Origin of the sequence: Baekduia soli (assembly GCF_007970665.1) — a bacterium.
GTDB classification, from domain to species: domain Bacteria; phylum Actinomycetota; class Thermoleophilia; order Solirubrobacterales; family Solirubrobacteraceae; genus Baekduia; species Baekduia soli.
Genome location: NZ_CP042430.1, coordinates 2,531,869 through 2,548,193, shown reverse-complemented (window position 1 = coordinate 2,548,193; position 16,325 = coordinate 2,531,869). Strand labels below are relative to the sequence as shown.

General features: G+C 71.3%; 17 protein-coding genes. 9 read left to right on the top strand and 8 right to left on the bottom strand.

Annotated elements, in window-relative coordinates; genetic code table 11:
- Positions 1-207: 207 nt before the first annotated feature.
- The gene (locus FSW04_RS12125; protein ID WP_146919555.1) at positions 208-1,518 is read right to left on the bottom strand and encodes an MFS transporter; all 1,311 of its coding nucleotides are present in this window, start codon (positions 1,516-1,518) and stop codon (positions 208-210) included.
- A 378-nt stretch (positions 1,519-1,896) separates the two neighbouring features.
- Here FSW04_RS12125 and FSW04_RS12120 point away from each other — a divergent pair, with 378 nt between their 5' ends.
- Positions 1,897-3,222, top strand: a complete 1,326-nt coding sequence (locus tag FSW04_RS12120) for an MFS transporter (RefSeq protein ID WP_146919553.1) — start codon at positions 1,897-1,899, stop codon at positions 3,220-3,222.
- Positions 3,223-3,575: 353 nt separating this feature from the next.
- Positions 3,576-3,698, top strand: a complete 123-nt coding sequence (locus tag FSW04_RS27835; RefSeq protein WP_267128308.1) for a hypothetical protein — start codon at positions 3,576-3,578, stop codon at positions 3,696-3,698.
- Between the two features lie 274 nt (positions 3,699-3,972).
- On the opposite strand, the gene FSW04_RS12115 is transcribed toward FSW04_RS27835, so the two are convergent.
- Genes FSW04_RS12115 through FSW04_RS12105 form a run of 3 tightly spaced genes read right to left on the bottom strand, consistent with a single transcriptional unit; the run spans position 3,973 to position 7,075 of the window.
- Positions 3,973-4,956, bottom strand: coding sequence for an SDR family oxidoreductase (locus FSW04_RS12115; protein WP_146919551.1), 984 nt, complete (start codon positions 4,954-4,956; stop codon positions 3,973-3,975).
- A gap of 43 nt (positions 4,957-4,999) precedes the next feature.
- A complete protein-coding gene (locus FSW04_RS12110; protein ID WP_146919549.1) occupies positions 5,000-6,805 on the bottom strand; it encodes a glycoside hydrolase family 15 protein in 1,806 nt (601 codons plus the stop codon).
- 9 nt (positions 6,806-6,814) lie between these two features.
- The gene (locus FSW04_RS12105; RefSeq protein WP_146919547.1) at positions 6,815-7,075 is read right to left on the bottom strand and encodes a thiamine pyrophosphate-binding protein; all 261 of its coding nucleotides are present in this window, start codon (positions 7,073-7,075) and stop codon (positions 6,815-6,817) included.
- A 159-nt stretch (positions 7,076-7,234) separates the two neighbouring features.
- Here FSW04_RS12105 and FSW04_RS12100 point away from each other — a divergent pair, with 159 nt between their 5' ends.
- From FSW04_RS12100 to FSW04_RS12070, 7 genes are read left to right on the top strand one after another with little or no spacing between them, the layout of a single operon-like run.
- Positions 7,235-7,732 carry a Na+/H+ antiporter subunit E gene (locus FSW04_RS12100; protein WP_146919545.1) on the top strand — a complete coding sequence of 166 codons (498 nt, stop codon included), beginning with the start codon at positions 7,235-7,237 and terminating at the stop codon, positions 7,730-7,732.
- The gene (locus tag FSW04_RS12095; protein WP_146919543.1) at positions 7,729-7,980 is read left to right on the top strand and encodes a monovalent cation/H+ antiporter complex subunit F; all 252 of its coding nucleotides are present in this window, start codon (positions 7,729-7,731) and stop codon (positions 7,978-7,980) included. Before FSW04_RS12100 ends, FSW04_RS12095 begins: the two co-directional genes overlap by 4 nt.
- On the top strand, positions 7,977-8,264 hold the full coding sequence (locus tag FSW04_RS12090; RefSeq protein WP_146919541.1) for a monovalent cation/H(+) antiporter subunit G: 288 nt from the start codon (positions 7,977-7,979) through the stop codon (positions 8,262-8,264). Before FSW04_RS12095 ends, FSW04_RS12090 begins: the two co-directional genes overlap by 4 nt.
- Before the next feature lie 14 nt (positions 8,265-8,278).
- Positions 8,279-8,512 carry a Na(+)/H(+) antiporter subunit B gene (locus FSW04_RS12085; RefSeq protein ID WP_228431190.1) on the top strand — a complete coding sequence of 78 codons (234 nt, stop codon included), beginning with the start codon at positions 8,279-8,281 and terminating at the stop codon, positions 8,510-8,512.
- Between the two features lie 20 nt (positions 8,513-8,532).
- The gene (locus tag FSW04_RS12080) at positions 8,533-9,258 is read left to right on the top strand and encodes an MnhB domain-containing protein (RefSeq protein ID WP_187369452.1); all 726 of its coding nucleotides are present in this window, start codon (positions 8,533-8,535) and stop codon (positions 9,256-9,258) included.
- A 1-nt stretch (position 9,259) separates the two neighbouring features.
- A complete protein-coding gene (locus FSW04_RS12075; protein ID WP_146919536.1) occupies positions 9,260-9,598 on the top strand; it encodes an NADH-quinone oxidoreductase subunit K in 339 nt (112 codons plus the stop codon).
- Complete coding sequence (locus FSW04_RS12070) at positions 9,598-11,385, top strand: complex I subunit 5 family protein (protein WP_146919534.1); 1,788 nt, start codon at positions 9,598-9,600, stop codon at positions 11,383-11,385. Before FSW04_RS12075 ends, FSW04_RS12070 begins: the two co-directional genes overlap by 1 nt.
- A 498-nt stretch (positions 11,386-11,883) precedes the next feature.
- Here FSW04_RS12070 and FSW04_RS12065 read toward each other — a convergent pair whose 3' ends face one another.
- Genes FSW04_RS12065 through FSW04_RS12050 form a run of 4 tightly spaced genes read right to left on the bottom strand, consistent with a single transcriptional unit; the run spans position 11,884 to position 16,210 of the window.
- Positions 11,884-12,525, bottom strand: a complete 642-nt coding sequence (locus tag FSW04_RS12065) for a YoaK family protein (RefSeq protein ID WP_146919532.1) — start codon at positions 12,523-12,525, stop codon at positions 11,884-11,886.
- A gap of 27 nt (positions 12,526-12,552) precedes the next feature.
- Positions 12,553-13,233, bottom strand: a complete 681-nt coding sequence (locus FSW04_RS12060; RefSeq protein ID WP_228431188.1) for an acetate uptake transporter — start codon at positions 13,231-13,233, stop codon at positions 12,553-12,555.
- Complete coding sequence (locus FSW04_RS12055; protein WP_146919530.1) at positions 13,230-13,808, bottom strand: (Fe-S)-binding protein; 579 nt, start codon at positions 13,806-13,808, stop codon at positions 13,230-13,232. The genes FSW04_RS12060 and FSW04_RS12055 overlap by 4 nt, the downstream gene beginning before the upstream one ends.
- Positions 13,748-16,210: an FAD-binding and (Fe-S)-binding domain-containing protein gene (locus tag FSW04_RS12050; protein WP_146919528.1), complete on the bottom strand. Its 2,463-nt coding sequence runs from the start codon at positions 16,208-16,210 to the stop codon at positions 13,748-13,750. Before FSW04_RS12050 ends, FSW04_RS12055 begins: the two co-directional genes overlap by 61 nt.
- Positions 16,211-16,325 lie beyond the last annotated feature (115 nt).

The window sequence follows — 16,325 nt, the reverse complement described above, 5'->3', positions numbered from 1 at the left end:
CGACCGACGGAGACGCACTGGCCCACCGACTCCTGACGGCCAACGGCGATCTGGTGCGATGACGGCCGCTCGGCTCGATGACGACCGCTCCGCCGCCTGGAACGGCGCGATCCTCGACGCGGTCATCGTCGTGCTCGCCGCCCACGGGCGCCATGGCCAGCGACTCGTTCCGGCGTCGCTCGCGTCGTGGTCCTCCGCGCTGAGCGGTCATCCCGGAGATCGCGGGGCGGCGGCCGCCGCGGTCGCCGCGTCGCGTGGATACCACCGGCAACTCAGGAGCAGGACGGCGCCGGCCGCCATGAGCGCCAGCACCATCATCGCGAACGCCAGCCCGAGGCGGCCGCCTCCGTGGCCGAGCAGGTCGACGAGGCCCCCGAACATCACCGGTCCCGCCGCCTGGGACAGGTTGCGCAGGAGCGTCCGAACGCCCTCGGCCCGGGCCCAGAGTGAACCGGGCACGACATCGAGCCGGGCGGCGTCCAGGGGCGGATGCGGTCCCTCGAGCGTCGCGGACGCCAGGACGTAGGCGGGCGCCGCAGCCGCGAGCGAGGGAAGCGCCAGCGCGCCCAGGAACGCGACCGCGCAGACGATGAACGACCAGCCCGCCACGAGGGGCCGGGCCGCGATCCGTCCGCGCGCCATGAGCCGGTCGGCCAGCCGACCGCCACCCAGCACGCCGACGACGGCGCCGGCGCTGAGCCCGACGAAGACCAGGGTCGCCGACGTCTGGCCCAGCTCGTACCGGCGGCGCAGGAACTCGACCCCGAACGTCTCCTCGCCCGCGATGAACAGGTAGCCGAGCGCGGACGCGACGATCAGCAGTCGGTTGGTGGGCACCCGGAGCACATGGGCGACGACGCGGCCCAGCGGCATCGTGCGGGGGTCCTCTCGCAGCACCCGCCGAGGATCGGGCCCCACCCCGCCGTCCCGGCCCGGCGCCCCGTCGCGACGCCCGGCGGCCGGGCCCCGGCGCGCGGCCGCCGGGCGTTCCCAGCGCCCGGACCGCGGTTCGGGCAGACGGCGCCACACCGCCACCCCGAGGAGCAGGCTGGGGATGACGAGCACCCAGAACCCCCAGCGCCATCCGGCGAGACCGGCGGCCGTGCCGCTGACCAGAAAGCCGAACCCGGCGCCGACGAGCTCTCCCGAGAGGATGACGCCGAACACGCGGCCACGGTCGGCCGGCGCGAACAGGTCCCCGGTCAACGTCGCCACGACCGGCCAGGCGGTGGCGGCCACCGCGCCCAGGAGGAGGCGCGCCCCCAGCAGCATGCCGAAGGACGACGACGCGCCGCACCCCACCAGCGCGAGGCTCCACACCAGGATGCTGCCGGCCAGCAGGGGCGGGCGCGCGACGCGATCGGCCAGGACCCCGATGGGCAGCGTCGCAACGCCGGCGACGAGCAGCGCAGCGGACGCGAGCAGGCCGAGCTGGACGTGCGAGATTCCGAGCGCGGGCTCCAGTTCGGCCGCCATGGCGCCGACCGCCGAGGTGTCGGCCACCTGCAGCGCCAGCACACCGCCCAGCAGCGCCAGGACCGTGCGGCGGCCGGGCCGGGCCGGCCGCGCGTCCCGCGCCGGACGGGCCCTGGCGCTCAGCGCCCCCTGCCCGGCCCGGCCGCCGACGTCTCCAAGGCCCCGTCCGGACAGGGCGAGCCGTCGCCGAAGTCGCGTCGATCGTCCCGGACGGGCTGGGGCATGGGCAATCCCCTCGAGTGATCGGTCCGGGCGCTCGTGCGTGGCGGCTCGTGCATGCCGCCGCCCTACCCGTCTGCGCCCGTGGGCCCCACCGGATGTCGTCTCAGCAGCCCCGGCCCGTCACGTCTCTGACGCCCGGGTCACCGCTGGCCGGGAACCGGGCACGGCTGTGAGGCGGCGCGCGCCGCGGACTCACGGATGCCCGACCGCACCGACACCCCCACCGCCGCCCGGGAACGCCGGTCCGGCGAGGCATCGCCAAACCGGCCGGCGCGCGGCAAGCGCCCGATCGATCGCGCCGAGTGGCGCACGCTGTCGCTGCTGGCGGTGCCCAGCCTCGTCCTGGCGCTGGCGACCACCGTCGTCACGACGTACCTGCCGGTCCATCTCCGGGCCGCGCGCACGTCGACGCTCATCATCGGTCTGCTCATCGGGACCGAGGGGCTCATGGCCATCGCGGTGCCGATGGTGGCGGGCCCGTGGTCCGACCGGCTGCGCACACGGATGGGCGGCCGTCTTCCGTTCGTGGCGGCGGCGATCCTCCCGCTGGCGTCCTCGCTGATCGTGCTGGGCTTGGTCGGGCGCCTGTGGATCACGGCCGCGGTCCTGGTGGTGTTCTTCGGGGCATACTTCGCCGCCTACGAGCCCTACCGGGCGCTGTACCCCGACCTCGTCGACCAGGCCATCGCCGGGCGCGCCCAGAGCACGCAGGCGCTGGCCCGCGGCCTCGGCACGTTCCTGGCCCTGGTCGGCGGCGGCCTGCTCATCGCCGTCGCCGACCCGGTCCCGTTCGCGACGGCCTCGCTGCTGTGCACCGTCGGGCTGGGCGGGTTCGTCGTCGTGGCGATGCGTCGCCGCCCCGCGGACCGCGGGAGCTCGCCGGTGGGGGGCGTGCGCCGCCAGGCCGCCCATGTCTGGCAGATCGCGTGCGAGCGGCGCCAACTGCGTCTCTTCCTCGCCGCCAACGCGCTCTGGGAGCTGTCCCTGGGCGCACTCAAGACCTTCATCGTGCTCTACCTCACGGCGGGCCTCGGGAAGCGCCTCTCAACCGCGTCGCTCATCATCGGCGGCGTCGCGCTGCTGCTGCTCGTGGCCTCGCCGATCAGCGGAACGCTCGGCGACCGCTACGGACCACCGCGCGTGCTGACATGGGCGCTCGTCGCCTATGGGGTCGGGCTCCTCGTGCCGCTCCTGAGCACCTCCGCCGCCGTCGTCGCGGCGGCGACGCCGGTCATCGCCATCGGCGGCGGGGTGGTCATGACGCTGCCCTACGCCGTGCTGACACCGCTCATGCCCGACGACGAGCACGGCACGCTGACGGGGTTCTACAGCGTCAGCCGCGGGATCGGCACGGCGCTCGGACCGCTGTTGGCCGGGGCGGCGATCGACCTGACATCCGGGCTCTTCGACGCCACACAGGGCTACCAGGCCACCTGGGGCATCTGCTCGGCGGCGATCCTGCTCAGCCTCCTGCCCCTGAGCGCCCTGCGCCGTACCGCGGACGACGATCCGGGACCAACGTGACACCGGCGCATCGACCCGTCGCCGGTCGGGGGCCCCGTCGGCCCGCTCCGGTGTGCTCGATGACAGGGACCCGCCCCCACCAGGGCCGGTGCGGGCAACCCCTCGCACAGGCCAGGCGTCGATGGTGCCGCCGCCGGCCGTCCTGTCCATCTCACCGAAGGAGGGCCGCATGCCCGGGCTCCATCGCACGGCCGCCGCAGTGTCGGCCCCGGGCAAGGGCAGGGCAGATCGTGGAGGTCCGGCAGCCCACGGCGGGAACGCCCGGTCGTTCCTCGTTCGCGCGCATGCTTCGAGCCCGTCCACACCCCACGGTCTGCGAGGTCGCCACCCATGATCGCCACCAGCGTCCCGGCATGAGCTGGTATGTCCTGCTGGCGATCATCCTCGGCGCCGTGGTCCTGATCGGCGCCGTCGCCGCCGTGGCGGGCGGCGCGTGGGTCGGGTCACGCACCGGTCGCGATGGCCGGCGGCGGTGATCCGGGGACGTCCCGGCCGGGGCCCCGACGCGGCCTGGCGTGCTCGGGGTGGGTGATTAGGACTCGACGTTCAACCGTGCGCGCCGGCGCGCGGTCGACGGCGGCCGCAGTACGCACCGCCTCGCGTGCGCCGAGAACCGTGTCGGCGGCTCGCGTCGGCTGGTCTCCGGGCTCACCGGTTATGCCGGGTGACCCCGCGCGGCCGCAGCCGCCGAGACCAAGCGCAGATGACCAGCGGTCATCCCGGGATGACGCCCGCTCATCCCCGGTCGGGTCAGCGCACGGTGCGCGTGGCAGCGAGCGCGGCGAGGCCAAGCGCGGCCGCGCCCAACGTCCGGCGATGCCGCGTGGCCCACCACTGAATGCTGTGCTGGTGTGCCTTGCCGCTGTATGGCCCGCGCGCGCCGGGGTCGCCGGGCGGCGAGCTGAACAGGTTGTCGTGGCGATCGGGCGACTTGGGCGTGTCGGTCAGCTGGCCGCCGACCGCGGTCGCCGCGAGATATCGCTCTGCCAGCCATGGCGCCACCTTGTTGCCCCAGATCGTGTACACGGTCGGGATGCCGACGTAGACCTCGCGGCGACGATGGTGGGCGGCCCAGTGGATCGCGTCGGCGGCCACTTCCGGTTGGTAGACCGGCGCCACCGGCTGGGAGACGGTGTCGAACTTGTCGCGGGCGTGCTCGAACTGCGGCGTGTTGACGCCGGGCAGCTGGACGGTGGTGAGGTGGACGTGCGAGTTCTTGTGGCGCAGCTCCGTGCGCAGCGACTCGAATACGCCCTGGATGCCGTGCTTGGCCCCGCAGTAGGGCGCCTGGAGCGGGATGCCTCGATAGGCCATGGCGGACCCCACTTGCACGATCGTGCCACGGTCACGGGGCATCATGCGCTTCAACGCCGCCTGCATGCCCCAGATGGAGCCGAAGTAGGTCACCTCGTTTGAGCGACGGAACTCGTCGGCCGAGATGTCCCACAGGAAGGCGAAGACGGTCGACATGGCGTCGTTGATCCAGATGTCGATTGGTCCGAAGACGTCCTCGACAGCCTGGGCCGCCGCGTCGACGGCCTCGGGGTCGGCGACGTCGGTCGGCAAGACGAGCGCGCGTCCACCTGCCCGCTCCACCTCGGCGCAGGCGGCCTCCAAGCCGTCGCGTCCACGTGCGACGAGACCGATATTGACGCCGGGGCCCGCGAAGCGCCGAACCGTGGCGCGTCCGATGCCACTCGAGGCGCCGGTGATCACGACCGTTTCGTCTGACATCGCTAGACCCCTACCCGCACGCGCGGGGTGGCCGCGCGCATGGTCATCGGCCCGACCGATCGCGGCCGCAGACATCGGCGGCGTTGATGAGCGCCAGATGGGTCAGCGCCTGGGGCATGTTGCCCAACAACGTCCCGGTGGCCGCATCGATCTCCTCCGAGTACAGCCCGACGTCGTTGGACACGGCCAGCAGCGACTCGAACATCGCCGCGCCCTCGTCGCCGCGGCCGCAGCGGGCGAGCGCCTCGGCGGCCCAGAACGAGCACGCCAAGAACGCGCCCTCCTGCCCCGCCATACCGGTGTACCGGTAGATCAATGGGCCGCCGTCGACACCGAGATGCAGCAGGACCGCGTCGATCGTGCTCGACAGCCTCGACGGCTCGTCGGCCAGGAAGGAGCCCCGCGACGCGAGCAAGACCGCCGCGTCGAGCTCCTCGCTGTCGGCTGCGCGCGTGTAGGCCTTCAGCCGATCGCTCCAGCAGCGCTCCCTGACGAAGCGCTGGATCGCTGCCTGCGTCGCGGCCCAGCGATCAACGCGGTCGCGCGGCAGCATGTCGCGCTCTGCCAGCTGCTGCGCCCGCTTCAGCGTCAGCTCACAGCCCAACTTGCTCTGGGTGAAGTGCTGTTGGTCATCGAGCTCCCACAGGCCGGCGTCGGGCCTGTCCCAGACCAGGCAGACATAGTCGGCCAGCTCGGCCATGCGCACGCCGACGCCGGCGTCGAGCGCGTTGCCGGCCTCCACGTAGTGCCATGCCATGTCGAAGATGTCGCCGTAGCAGCCCAGCTGGAGCTGGGACCGTGCCGCGTTTCCGCGCGTCACCGGCCGCGAGCCGCGGTAGCCGTGCAGGTGATCGAGATCGTGGCCGTCAGGCACGCCGCGGCCGTCGACGCGGTACATCGGTTGCACCCGTGGATGCGTGTGCGCGGTGGTGTGAAACATCCAGCGCAGCGAGGCATGGACTTGGTCGACGAAGCCGAGCCGGAGCATGGCCTCCAGCGTGAGGTTGCCGTCGCGCAGCCAGGCGTAGCGGTAGTCGTAGTTGCGGGCGCCTCCGATGCGCTCAGGAAGCCCCATCGTCGGCGCGGCGATGATCGCCCCGCGCTGTTCATCGACCATGAGGTCCAGCGCCAAGGCGCTTCGGAGTACCGCGCCCCGCCACGGACCGTCGTAGGTGCAGCCCTGTGTCCACTGTTCCCAATGGGCGACCGTCGCGTCGACCCGGGAGCGCAGCTGCTCGGCGTCGGCGTAGGCCAGCGGCCCAACCGTGAAGGCGCTCAGGGCGAGGACCGCGTTCGTGCCTGCGGCGCAGGTGAACGTACCGTGAACGTTGCCGTGAGCGCCCTCCGCGATTCCGGCGCCGTGCGCCTGCACCGCGAGCATCTGCTGTCCGCCGACGATGACGGGGACGCCGCCACGGTGGACGACCTCGCCGCGCGTTCGGCCGTAGTCAAAGCGCGGCCGCACGGCCCAGCCCATCGGCACTTCGCCGCCCAGCCCGTCGACGAGCCGGATGATCTCGGTGAAGTCCAGCGCGCGCGTCGCCGGGAGGCTCATGGCGTCGGTGATGCGTACGCTTCCCCGCGCGGTGGTGAAGGTGCTCTGCAGCACGTTGGTGCCGGGCAGGTAGCGCCGCTGGACGGTGTAGGCCTCCGTCGGAGCCAGGGCGAACGTGCCGCCGTCGGCACTGTCCAGCAGGGCGCCCAGCGCGCTGGGGGCGCCAAATCCGCCCGGGCAGAACCAGTCGACTGAGCCGTCGGCGGCAACGAGCGCCACCGTCCGCTTGTTGCCGATGGCGGCATAGTCGGCGATCGGCGCGTAGCCATCGATCCTTACCGGCGTCCGGTCCACGGCCACTGCCTACCCGGCTGTCGCACTACGGCAAGTTGGCACCGTGCAGACCTGTACGAACTCCGATGCGACGTCCTTGTTGGCATGGGCGCAGGCTGCAGACCACGCGATCTCCTCGTCGCGCACCTGGGTGAGCTCGACGCGGTCGCCGACCTCGCGGAAGGCCCCGAGCAGGCCGTTGATGTCGTCGCCCGGGTAGCCGTAGATGCGCTTGGCGCCCCAATCGGCCGGACGGTTGAGCGTGAACTGCGCAATGGTGGAATGGGCCACGACGACTTCTTGTGGGCAGGCAAGCTGACACGGAACGTGCTCCCCGCCCTCGGGCGGCGATCGAGCTCGGCCGTCAGCTCGATGACGAGGACCGGACCCTGCCGGGGCCAGCGTGGCGCCCGCGGTTGAGCGTCCGCGCGCTCCGGGTATCCGGGGGCCGTGGTGACGTCCCAGGCCCGTCCGTGGATCGCGTGGTGGACGCTATGCCAAGGTCTCTGGGGGCTGCTCGTCGACCGTGTCCACGCGGCCGAGTTGCTGACCGGCGCGGCGATCGCGGCGATCGCGGCGACCGTCGCCACGATGGTCCGCGGCCGGCGCCAGACGGTGCTGCGAGTCCATCCGCGCTGGCTGACGGGCGCGTGGCGTCCGCTGCTCGGGCTGGTGACCGACCTGGTACCGCTGACGCGTACGCTGGTGGTCCGGGGCATCCTGCGGCGCGACGAGCGCGGGGTGCTCTCCGAACTGCCCTTCGCCCTCGGCGGGGACCCGGGCGAGGAGGCGGGCTACCGGGTGCTCACCGAGACGCTCGGGTCGCTGGCCCCCAACACCATCGTCGTGGCCGTCGACCGCGACCGACGGATCCTTCTCGCCCATCAGCTGCAGCCGACCAGCGGCGTCGCGCGTAGCGCGTGTCCACTCAACGAGGTGCCGCGATGAACGGGTGGCTGTGGGCGGCCAGTGGGTTGACGGCGGCACTGCTTCCGTTGTTGGTCGTCGCCGTACGACGGCCGGCCCTCGACGGCCTCGTCGCCCTGGAGGTCGCCGGGACCCTCAGCTCCGTCGCGTTGCTCCTGCTGTCGCAAGGCACCAACCGTCAGGCCTTCGCCGACCTCGCCGTCGCGCTCGGCCTGCTCTCCTTCATCGGCGCCGTGGCGTTCCTGCGGTTTCTGGAGCCGGCGTCATGAGCCTGCGCGACCTGGTCGTAGACGCGCTGCTCATCGCAACGGTCGCACTGACGGTGATCTCGGTCGCGGGGGTCTTACTGATGCGCGACGTCCTGGACCGTCTGCACTACGCAGGGCCCGCCCTGCTCGGCGCGCTGTGCGCGGCTTCTGCCGTGCTGGTAGCCGGAGGCCCGTCGCTGATCGCAACACGCGCGATCCTGCTGGCCACCATTCTGCTGGTGACCGCACCGGTGCTGACGCACGCGACGGCACGGGCGATCCATGACCGGCGGGCGGAACGTTGATCGTCGTTCAGGGCGTGACCCTCATCATGGTCGCGATCACCGGTACGGCGACGGTCGTCGTTCGCGACCCGGTGCGCCAGACGGTGGTCGCAGGGTTCTTCGGCCTGGCGCTGACCTTGATGCTGTTCGCCTACGGCGCCCCGGACGTCGCGCTCTCCGAGCTCGTGGTGGCCACGGTCGCCGTGCCGGTCATGGTGCTGCTCGCCCTGGCCAAGCTCCGCGACCGCCAGAAGAACGAGGGGTCGTGAGCCGACGGAGCCGAGTCGTCTTGGGCACGGTTGCGTTGCTGTGCCTGGGCGGCCTGCTGACCGCCGCGGTCGCCACGCTGCCGCGTCCGGATGCGCCGCCGCCACGCAGCGCCCTGCTCAGCACCAGCGTCTCGGTGCACGAGCGACACGTCACCGACACGGTGGCCGGCATCACCTTCGACCTGCGCGGGGTCGACACCCTCGGCGAGGAGCTGATCCTGTTCTCTGCCGCCATCGGTGTGTCGGTGCTGCTGCGCGCCGGGCGTCGGGAAGTCCGCGTCGAGTGCGAGGCCGAACCCAGCGAGGCGCGGCGCTCGGAAACTCCGGGCGCGGTCCGGGCGTTGGCTGCCGCCCTGGCGGGGCCCCTGCTCGTGTTCGCCGGCTACCTGGTCAGCCACGGACACCTCACCCCCGGCGGCGGATTCCAGGGCGGCGTCATCCTTGCGGCGGTGGCCTTGTTGGTCTACGTCGGTGGGCGCGCGCTCGCGGGGCGCGAACCGCGGCCCGTCACCCTCGTCGAGCTCGTCGACGCCGTCGGGGCGGCAGCGTTCGTGCTGGTCGCGCTCGGCGGGCTGGTGTTCGCTGGCGCGGCGATGACCAACTTCTTGGCGCTGGGCATCAGCGGCCAGCTGCTGTCGGGTGGGACGATCCTGGTCTTGGAGGTCGTCGTGGGGTTCGAGGTCGGCAGCGCGATGGCTCTCATCCTCACCGAGTTGCTGGACCAGGCCCTGCCCGGGGCGGCCTGACGTGCTGGCCTACGTGGTGGCTGTGTGGCTGCTGATCGTTGGCCTCTACGGCGTTCTGACCAGCCGCCATCTCGTCCACATGGTGCTCTGCCTGACGGTGACCCAGGCCTCGACGTACGTGCTGCTTGTCGCGATCGGCTACCGCGCGGGCGGCCGCGCGCCGGTCTTCGCCGACTTGGCGCCCGGCACGCCGGTCGTCGATCCGATCGTGCAGGCGCTGACGCTGACCGACGTGGTCGTCGAGGCCACGGTGACCGCGGTGCTGCTGGCCCTGACGGTCCAGGTCGCGACGCGCTTTGGCACCGTGGACCCCGACGAGCTCGGAGCGCTGCGCGGCTGATGGCCGTAGCGGCGCTGGTCGTCCTGGTGCCGATGCTGGCGGCCACGCTGCTGGCGGCGTGGTCGCCGCTCGCACCACGTCGGAGCAGCCTGCTCGGCCTGGCTCCCGCGATGGCCTGCGTCGTACTGGCCGCGATGCTGCTCGGTCACAGCGTCGGTCGCCGGCAGATCGTCTGGTTCTCGGGCTGGCATCCCCGAGGGGGCGCCGCAATCGGCATCGACTTCGCCGTGGACCCGATCGGCGCCGGCCTGGCGCTCTTTGTCGCCGTCCTGGCGCTCGTCGCGTTCGTCCTGGCCGCCCGCCTCATCGTCGAGAAGAGCCTGCTGTTCGACGCGCTGGTCCTGCTGTTCGTCGCGGGGATGCTCGGCTTCTGTCTCAGCGGCGATGTGTTCAACATGTTCGTGTTCTTCGAGCTCATGAGCGTCGCCGGTTACGTGCTCGTCGGCTACGAGATACGCCACCGTGCCCCACTGGAAGGCTCGCTGACCTTCGCGGTGACCAACACGGTGGGGTCGATCCTCTTCCTCTTCGGCATCGCGCTGGTCTATGGAACCAGCGGCGCTCTGAACCTGGCGCAGATCGGACGCGCGCTGCACGACCGACCGCTGGACTTGGCCGTCATCCTCGGGTTCGCGCTGATTGCCGTCGGGCTGTTGATCAAGGCGGCGGTCGTGCCCTTTCACCTGTGGACCGCCGACGCCTATGCCGTGGCGACCACCCCTGTCTGCATCCTGCTGGCGGGCGCGTTCTCCGAGCTCGGTCTCTATGGACTGATGCGCATCTACTGGGCCGCCTTCCATGGCGTGCTGGGCCGGCACGATGCCGAGCTGCGGGCCGTCCTCGTCGTCGCGGGCGCCCTGACGGCGGTGCTCGCAGCCACGATGTGCATGCTGCAGCACCATCTCAAGCGCATGCTCGCCTTTGCCACCATCGCGCAGGTCGGCCTGTTCCTGATCGGCTTGGGACTGCTCAGCGCAGACGGGGTGGCCGGCACGGCGATCTGGATCGTGGGCGACGGCGTCACGAAGGCCGCCCTCTTTGCGATCGTCGGGCTGGTCGAGCACCGCCACGGCTCGCTTACCGAGGGTCGGCTGCGCGGGGTCGCGCGCTCCTCATGGCCGCTCGGCGTGCTCTTTGCGATCGGCGCGTTGACGATCGCCTCGTTGCCTCCGACCGGCTCCTTCCTGGGCCGGTCTCTGGTGGAGGATGCGGCGCTCAAGGCCGACGGCTACCGCTGGGTGCCCGTGCTCATGGCGGCCGTGACGGCGGTCATCGCCGGCACGCTACTGCGCGCGGGCGTGCGGGTCTTCGCCGGCTGGGGTGCCCGGGCCGGCGAGGATCCCTATGACGCCGATGAACGTGATGACGAGCGCGCGCCGCGATCCGGGGCCGTCCTCCTCACGGTCGCCTCCGGGCTCCTCGCCGCTGCCATCGGCTGGGGCGTGGTGCCGGGCCTGCGCACCGCGGTGGCCCGCGCCGCCGCGGTGTTCGTCGACACCGGTGGCTACGGCGCTTCGGTCCTAGGAGGCGTGTCGCCCGTGGTGGTCGTCCCCGAGCTCAAGGCGCCCGGCACGACTGGTCTGCTCTACGCCGGCGCCTCGCTGGCTGGCGCGTTGATCATCGCGACCTTCGGCCTGCTCGGCTTCGGCCGACGCCCTCCACAGGCCGCCCGCGTGGTGATCGCGACGCTGAGGGCGATCCACAGCGGCCGGCCGACCGACTACGTGGCCTGGACGGCCACCGGGGCCGCCGCGCTGTGCGGTGTGTTGGCCGTCGTGCTGCGCTGATGGCGTCCGCGGCCGCTTCCGTCCTCAGGGCCGGACGGTTGCTGGTGTGTGTCGTCCGCTCGGTTGTGCTCGGCTCCGGGCGCACCGCTCGGGCACGGCGCCTCGTGGGCGCGCGGGTCGACGCCTGGGTCTGAGTTTCGCGAGCTGGCGGGCATCACGGGTGCCGGACGTGCCAGTCGCAGATAGCGGCGAGCGGCCGGCATCAACGGCATCCGCGGAGCTGACGTGTGCCGACGGTTCAGAGCATCTCGGATATAGGTGAGGCCGCGCGCGTGGTCGTCCATGCCGGGACGGTGTCCGATCTGCGCCCGGGCATCTCGTCTGCGGTCATCGGTGTGACCGTTCGATAGGCCCTCCAACCGCCGCGGCGCCATCCCGTCCGCACCCCGACAAGCGCACAGGTCGTCTGTCGTCCGGCGTCGGGGTCGAAGAGGGGTCACCGAGCAGGTGCCGGCGCGGCGACCCACGTGCGATCCCCCGAGGCGTGGAGCCGGCAGGTCAGCGATCGACGGCGGTGGTGACGCGCTCGCCCCCGGTTGAGCGGCTGAGGACGTCTGCGAGGCCTGTGAGCAGGGCCGCCGCAGCCGGAAGCACGAAGGCCCGAGCGTGCCAGGCGCCGGCCGCCAGTGCGCCGCACAGGCCGCCCACCGCATAGCCCGCCCATACGAGTGCGGGGAACGCGACCCGGGCTTCGTGGCCGTCATGGTCAGGACGGCGCCCCCGCAGCCGGTCGGTCACGCGCGACATCAGCGTCGTCAGCGTCCCGGTGATGTACGTCACGTTGACCCCGGTGCCGTCGCGCCGGCGCACCGTCGCGGCCTGCAGCCCCATCGCGCAACCGCTGGCGGCGATCAGCGGCTGCCCGACGAGCCCGAACTGGGCGCCGACCGCCAGCCCGACCAACACCAATCCCTCAGGCAGCAGCGCGACGGCGGCCCCGTCCAGCAGCGACCCGATCAGCGCGCCGGAGCAGAACCCGGCGATCGCTACCGCCGAGCGAACGGCGGCGGCGCCGTGCCCTTGGGCGACCGCGATACCCAGGAGCACGGTGTTGCCGGTCATGTTGGCGGTGAACACGCTGCCCAGCCGCAGGTAGCTGACCGCGTCGACGCAACCAGCCACCCAGGCCAGCGCGACCATGCGGTACGGAACCCGGGTGGGCAGCGACTACGGCCTCGTGGCGAGATCCTGCTGGGCGGAGCGCAGCTCTCCGAGCGGCAGCAGGTCACGGACGAACGTCTTGTTCAACACGATCGCCGCTGACGCATACCAGGCCGCGGCCGCCGTGGCGATCCCGAAGATCCCGCCGATGTGGAACAGCGGCGTCGAGTCGATCGCCTTGCCCAGACCGAGCAGCACGTACGCGGGCCACAGCGTGATGAATACCGCGTTGATGGCAATGCTGACGCGGAAAGACGCGATCCACATATACAGGCTGAACACGCCCCAGCAGAGCAGATACAGGGCCAGCGCCCCGGACCGGTCACCGGCGGGAATCTGCTGGATGAACGTGTGCTGCAGGAAGTAGAACGAGATCCAGAAGGCGCCGTAGGAGCTGAGCGCCACCGCGGCGAACGTGTCGTTCTTGACGAACGCCCACATGCCGGCCAGCAGTTGCACGACGCCGCCGTAGGCCAGGGCGAGCCCAAGGACGACAGGGGCGTCGGCCTGCGGCAGAATGCCCGCATTGATGAAGCTCAGCGTCATCGTCGACAGCGCGAAGCCCGCCAGGCCCAGCGCCGCCGGGTCGGAGATGAATCGGCCCGGTCCCGCCTCCTGGAACTTCACCCCGCGTCCGGTGGCGGCCGCCGCGCGCTCGGATGGTGTGCCGATCGATGCCATCATCATGCTCCTATCGTCATCTGGTCCTGGTCCAGCGCGAGCGCGAGCGCCTGGGCGGTGTGGACGCCGTGGCGCCCCGCTCCATGCTTGATCTGTGAGCGGCACGAGAACCCGTCGGCGATGACGATCGCCTCGGGCGCATCGCGCACGGCGGGCAGCACGAAGCGCTCCCCGATCTGCATCGAGATGGCGTACTTCTCTGCCTCGTAGCCAAAGCTGCCGGCCATGCCGCAGCAGCCCCAGTCTTGGGTGCCCCAGTCAACGCCCATCATCTCCAGCAGGCGCTGCTCGGCGCCCAGACCCATGATCGCCTTGTGGTGACAGTGACCCTGGACGATTGCCGGGCGCTTCAGCGCAGGGGGCACGTAGTCGGGTGCGTGGCGCTGCAGCAGCTCGGCCAGGGTCAGCGTCTGGGTGCGTAGCCGCCGCGCGTCCTCGTCGTGTGGGAGCAGGTTGGAGGTCTCGTCGCGGAAGACGGCGATGCAGCTGGGCTCCAGACCGATGATCGGCACGCCTTGAGTCAGATAGGGACCCAGCGTGTCGAGGTTACGGCGCGCCAGCCACTTGGCGAGCCTGAGCATTCCGTAGTCATACAGCGGGCGCCCGCAGCATACGCCCGGGGGGCCAGCTGCACCCGGAAGCCGGTGTGCTCGAGCACTCGGACCGCCGCGCGGCCGACGTCGGGCTCGAAGTGGTCGCTGAACGTGTCGGGCCACAGCATGACCGGTTGACCGTCCGGGTTGGCGGGCTGGTGATGCTGGTCAAACCACGAGCGGAACGTCTGCGCGGCGAAGCTCGGCAGCTTGCGCTCGGGCGCGACGCCCGCCATCCGCCTGACGGGCCCCAGGCCCGCCATGGTGTTGGCCACCCGGGGCGCGTGGGACGCAAGTCGCGCCCACAGCGGGATCAGGCCCAGCGCGTAGGCCGATGGCGGACGCAGTCGCCGCTCGTAGTAGTGGGCCAGGAACTCGGCCTTGTAGGTGGCGACGTCGACATGCACGGGGCAGTCGCCGCGACAACCCTTGCACGACAGGCACAGGTCGAGCGACTCCTTGATTTCCTCGTCGCGCCAGCCGTCGCCGATCGCCTCGCCCTGCAGCATCTCGAACAGCATCCGCGTGCGTCCACGCGTCGTATACCGCTCGTCACGCGTGACCATGAAGCTCGGGCACATTGTCCCGCCTTCGAGCTGCCGGCACTGCCCGACGCCGAAGCAGCGCTCGGTGGCCTCGGCGAACGAGCCGTGGTCGCCGGGGAACGCGAAGTACGTCTCGACGGCGGGGGGACGATAGCCGGGGCCCATGCGCAGGTTCTCGTCAAGCTTGTAGCCGTCGTGCACCGCACCGGCACCCTTGCCGGGGTTCATGGCGCCCTGCGGATCCCAGATGCGCTTGAACGCTGCGAAGGCCTCGACCACCTCGGCGCCGAACATGCGCGGCAGCAGCTCGGCGCGCGACTGGCCGTCGCCGTGCTCGCCGGAGATCGACCCGCCGTACTTGACCACGAGGTCGGTTCCCTCCTCCATGAAGCGTCGCATGGCCGCGACGCCGGCGGCGGTCTTGACGTCGAAGTCGATCCGCGTGTGGATGCAACCCTGCCCGAAGTGCCCGTGGTACTCGGAGTGATAGCCAAAGCGCTCACACAGATCGTGAAACTCGCGCAGGTACGCACCCAGCCGGGTGGGTGGCACGGCAGCGTCCTCCCAGCCGGGCCAGGTGTCCAGCACGCCGGGGATCCGGCTGTCGCCGACGCCGGACTTGCGCACCGCCCAGATCTGGTCCTGTTTGTGGGCGTCCTCGACGATCTCGATGACGGGGGCGGTGTGATGGCGCTGCAGTGTCTCCTTGGCCTTCTCGGCGTGCTCGTTGGCCTCCTGCTGCGTGGCCCCTCCGAACTCGATGAGCAGCCAAGCCTGCCCGTCGGGCAAGTGGCGGATGTCCTCGAGGTGGCGCTCCTTGCGCCGCATGTTCTCGACGAGGGTGTGGTCAAAGCCCTCAAGCCCGAGCGGACCCGGGTCCAGATCCATGATCTCGGGCACATGGTCACCGGCGGCGAAGCGGTCGTGATAGCCGCAGACGACGAGCGCGCGTTTGGGCGGGCTCGGCACCAGGCGCACCGTGGCCTCCAACCACAATGCGCAGGTGCTTTCGCTGCCCGTCAGAGCCCGGGCGACGTTGAAGCCGCGCTCGGGCAGCAGCTCGTCGAGGTTGTAGCCCGACACGCGCCGCGGGATCTCAGGAAAATGCTCGCGGACCGCGTCGCCGTAACGCTCGCGCAGAGCGCGCAGGTCAGCGTAGATCTGGCCGCGGCGACCACCAGCGGCGATGATCTCCGCCAGCTCCTCCTCGCTGGTCTGGCCGACACGCATGCGCTCGCCGTCGTAGGTCAGGACGTCGAGCTCGAGCACGTTGTCGGCCGTGCGACCGCCCATGATCGAATGGGTCCCACACGAATTGTTGCCGATCTGGCCGCCGATGGTGCAGTAGTCGTGCGTGGCCGGATCGGGCGCGAAGGTCAGACCGTGCTCCTCGGCCGCTTCGCGCAGCTGGTCGTTGATGACCCCGGGCTGCACGCGGGCGGTGCGTTGCCGCGGATCGAGTTCCAGGATCGCGTTGAGGTACTTGGAGAAGTCGATGATGACGGCGACGTTGCAGCACTGGCCGAGCAGGCTTGTGCCGGCACCGCGGGCCAAGATCGGCGCGCCGTGGCGGCGGCAGGCGGCCAGCGTAGCCTCCACGTCGTCATAGGTCTTGGGGATCACGACGCCGATCGGAACCTGGCGGTAGAGCGACAGGTCCGAGGCGTACAGGGCACGCGAACCGTCGCTGAAGCGGACCTCTCCGGAGACCGTACGGGCCAGCTCGGCAGCCAGCGCGCGCGCGTGGACACCGGCACGGACGTCGCCGTCGTCGTTCTCTGGACGTCGTGAGCGGCGCCCGACCTTCGCCGGACCATGGTGGAGGGAGGGAAGCGTGAGGCTCACGACCGAGCGCTCCCGCTGTCCTGGTGGTCGTGGTCACCGAGGCCGACCTTGTCCTTGACCCTGGCCACGACACCGAGCGGGCTGGCCGAGAACGTCGATTCGTCGATGGCTGCGC

Coding starts and splice junctions, on each gene's coding strand:
- FSW04_RS12065 (WP_146919532.1), bottom strand. CDS start 12,525: ATGGTCGCGCTGGCCTGGGTGGCTGGTTGCGTCGACGCGGTCAGCTAC.
- FSW04_RS12070 (WP_146919534.1), top strand. CDS start 9,598: ATGGCCGTAGCGGCGCTGGTCGTCCTGGTGCCGATGCTGGCGGCCACG.
- FSW04_RS12095 (WP_146919543.1), top strand. CDS start 7,729: ATGAACGGGTGGCTGTGGGCGGCCAGTGGGTTGACGGCGGCACTGCTT.
- FSW04_RS12055 (WP_146919530.1), bottom strand. CDS start 13,808: ATGCTCAGGCTCGCCAAGTGGCTGGCGCGCCGTAACCTCGACACGCTG.
- FSW04_RS27835 (WP_267128308.1), top strand. CDS start 3,576: ATGAGCTGGTATGTCCTGCTGGCGATCATCCTCGGCGCCGTGGTCCTG.
- FSW04_RS12115 (WP_146919551.1), bottom strand. CDS start 4,956: ATGTCAGACGAAACGGTCGTGATCACCGGCGCCTCGAGTGGCATCGGA.
- FSW04_RS12060 (WP_228431188.1), bottom strand. CDS start 13,233: ATGATGATGGCATCGATCGGCACACCATCCGAGCGCGCGGCGGCCGCC.
- FSW04_RS12090 (WP_146919541.1), top strand. CDS start 7,977: ATGAGCCTGCGCGACCTGGTCGTAGACGCGCTGCTCATCGCAACGGTC.
- FSW04_RS12120 (WP_146919553.1), top strand. CDS start 1,897: ATGCCCGACCGCACCGACACCCCCACCGCCGCCCGGGAACGCCGGTCC.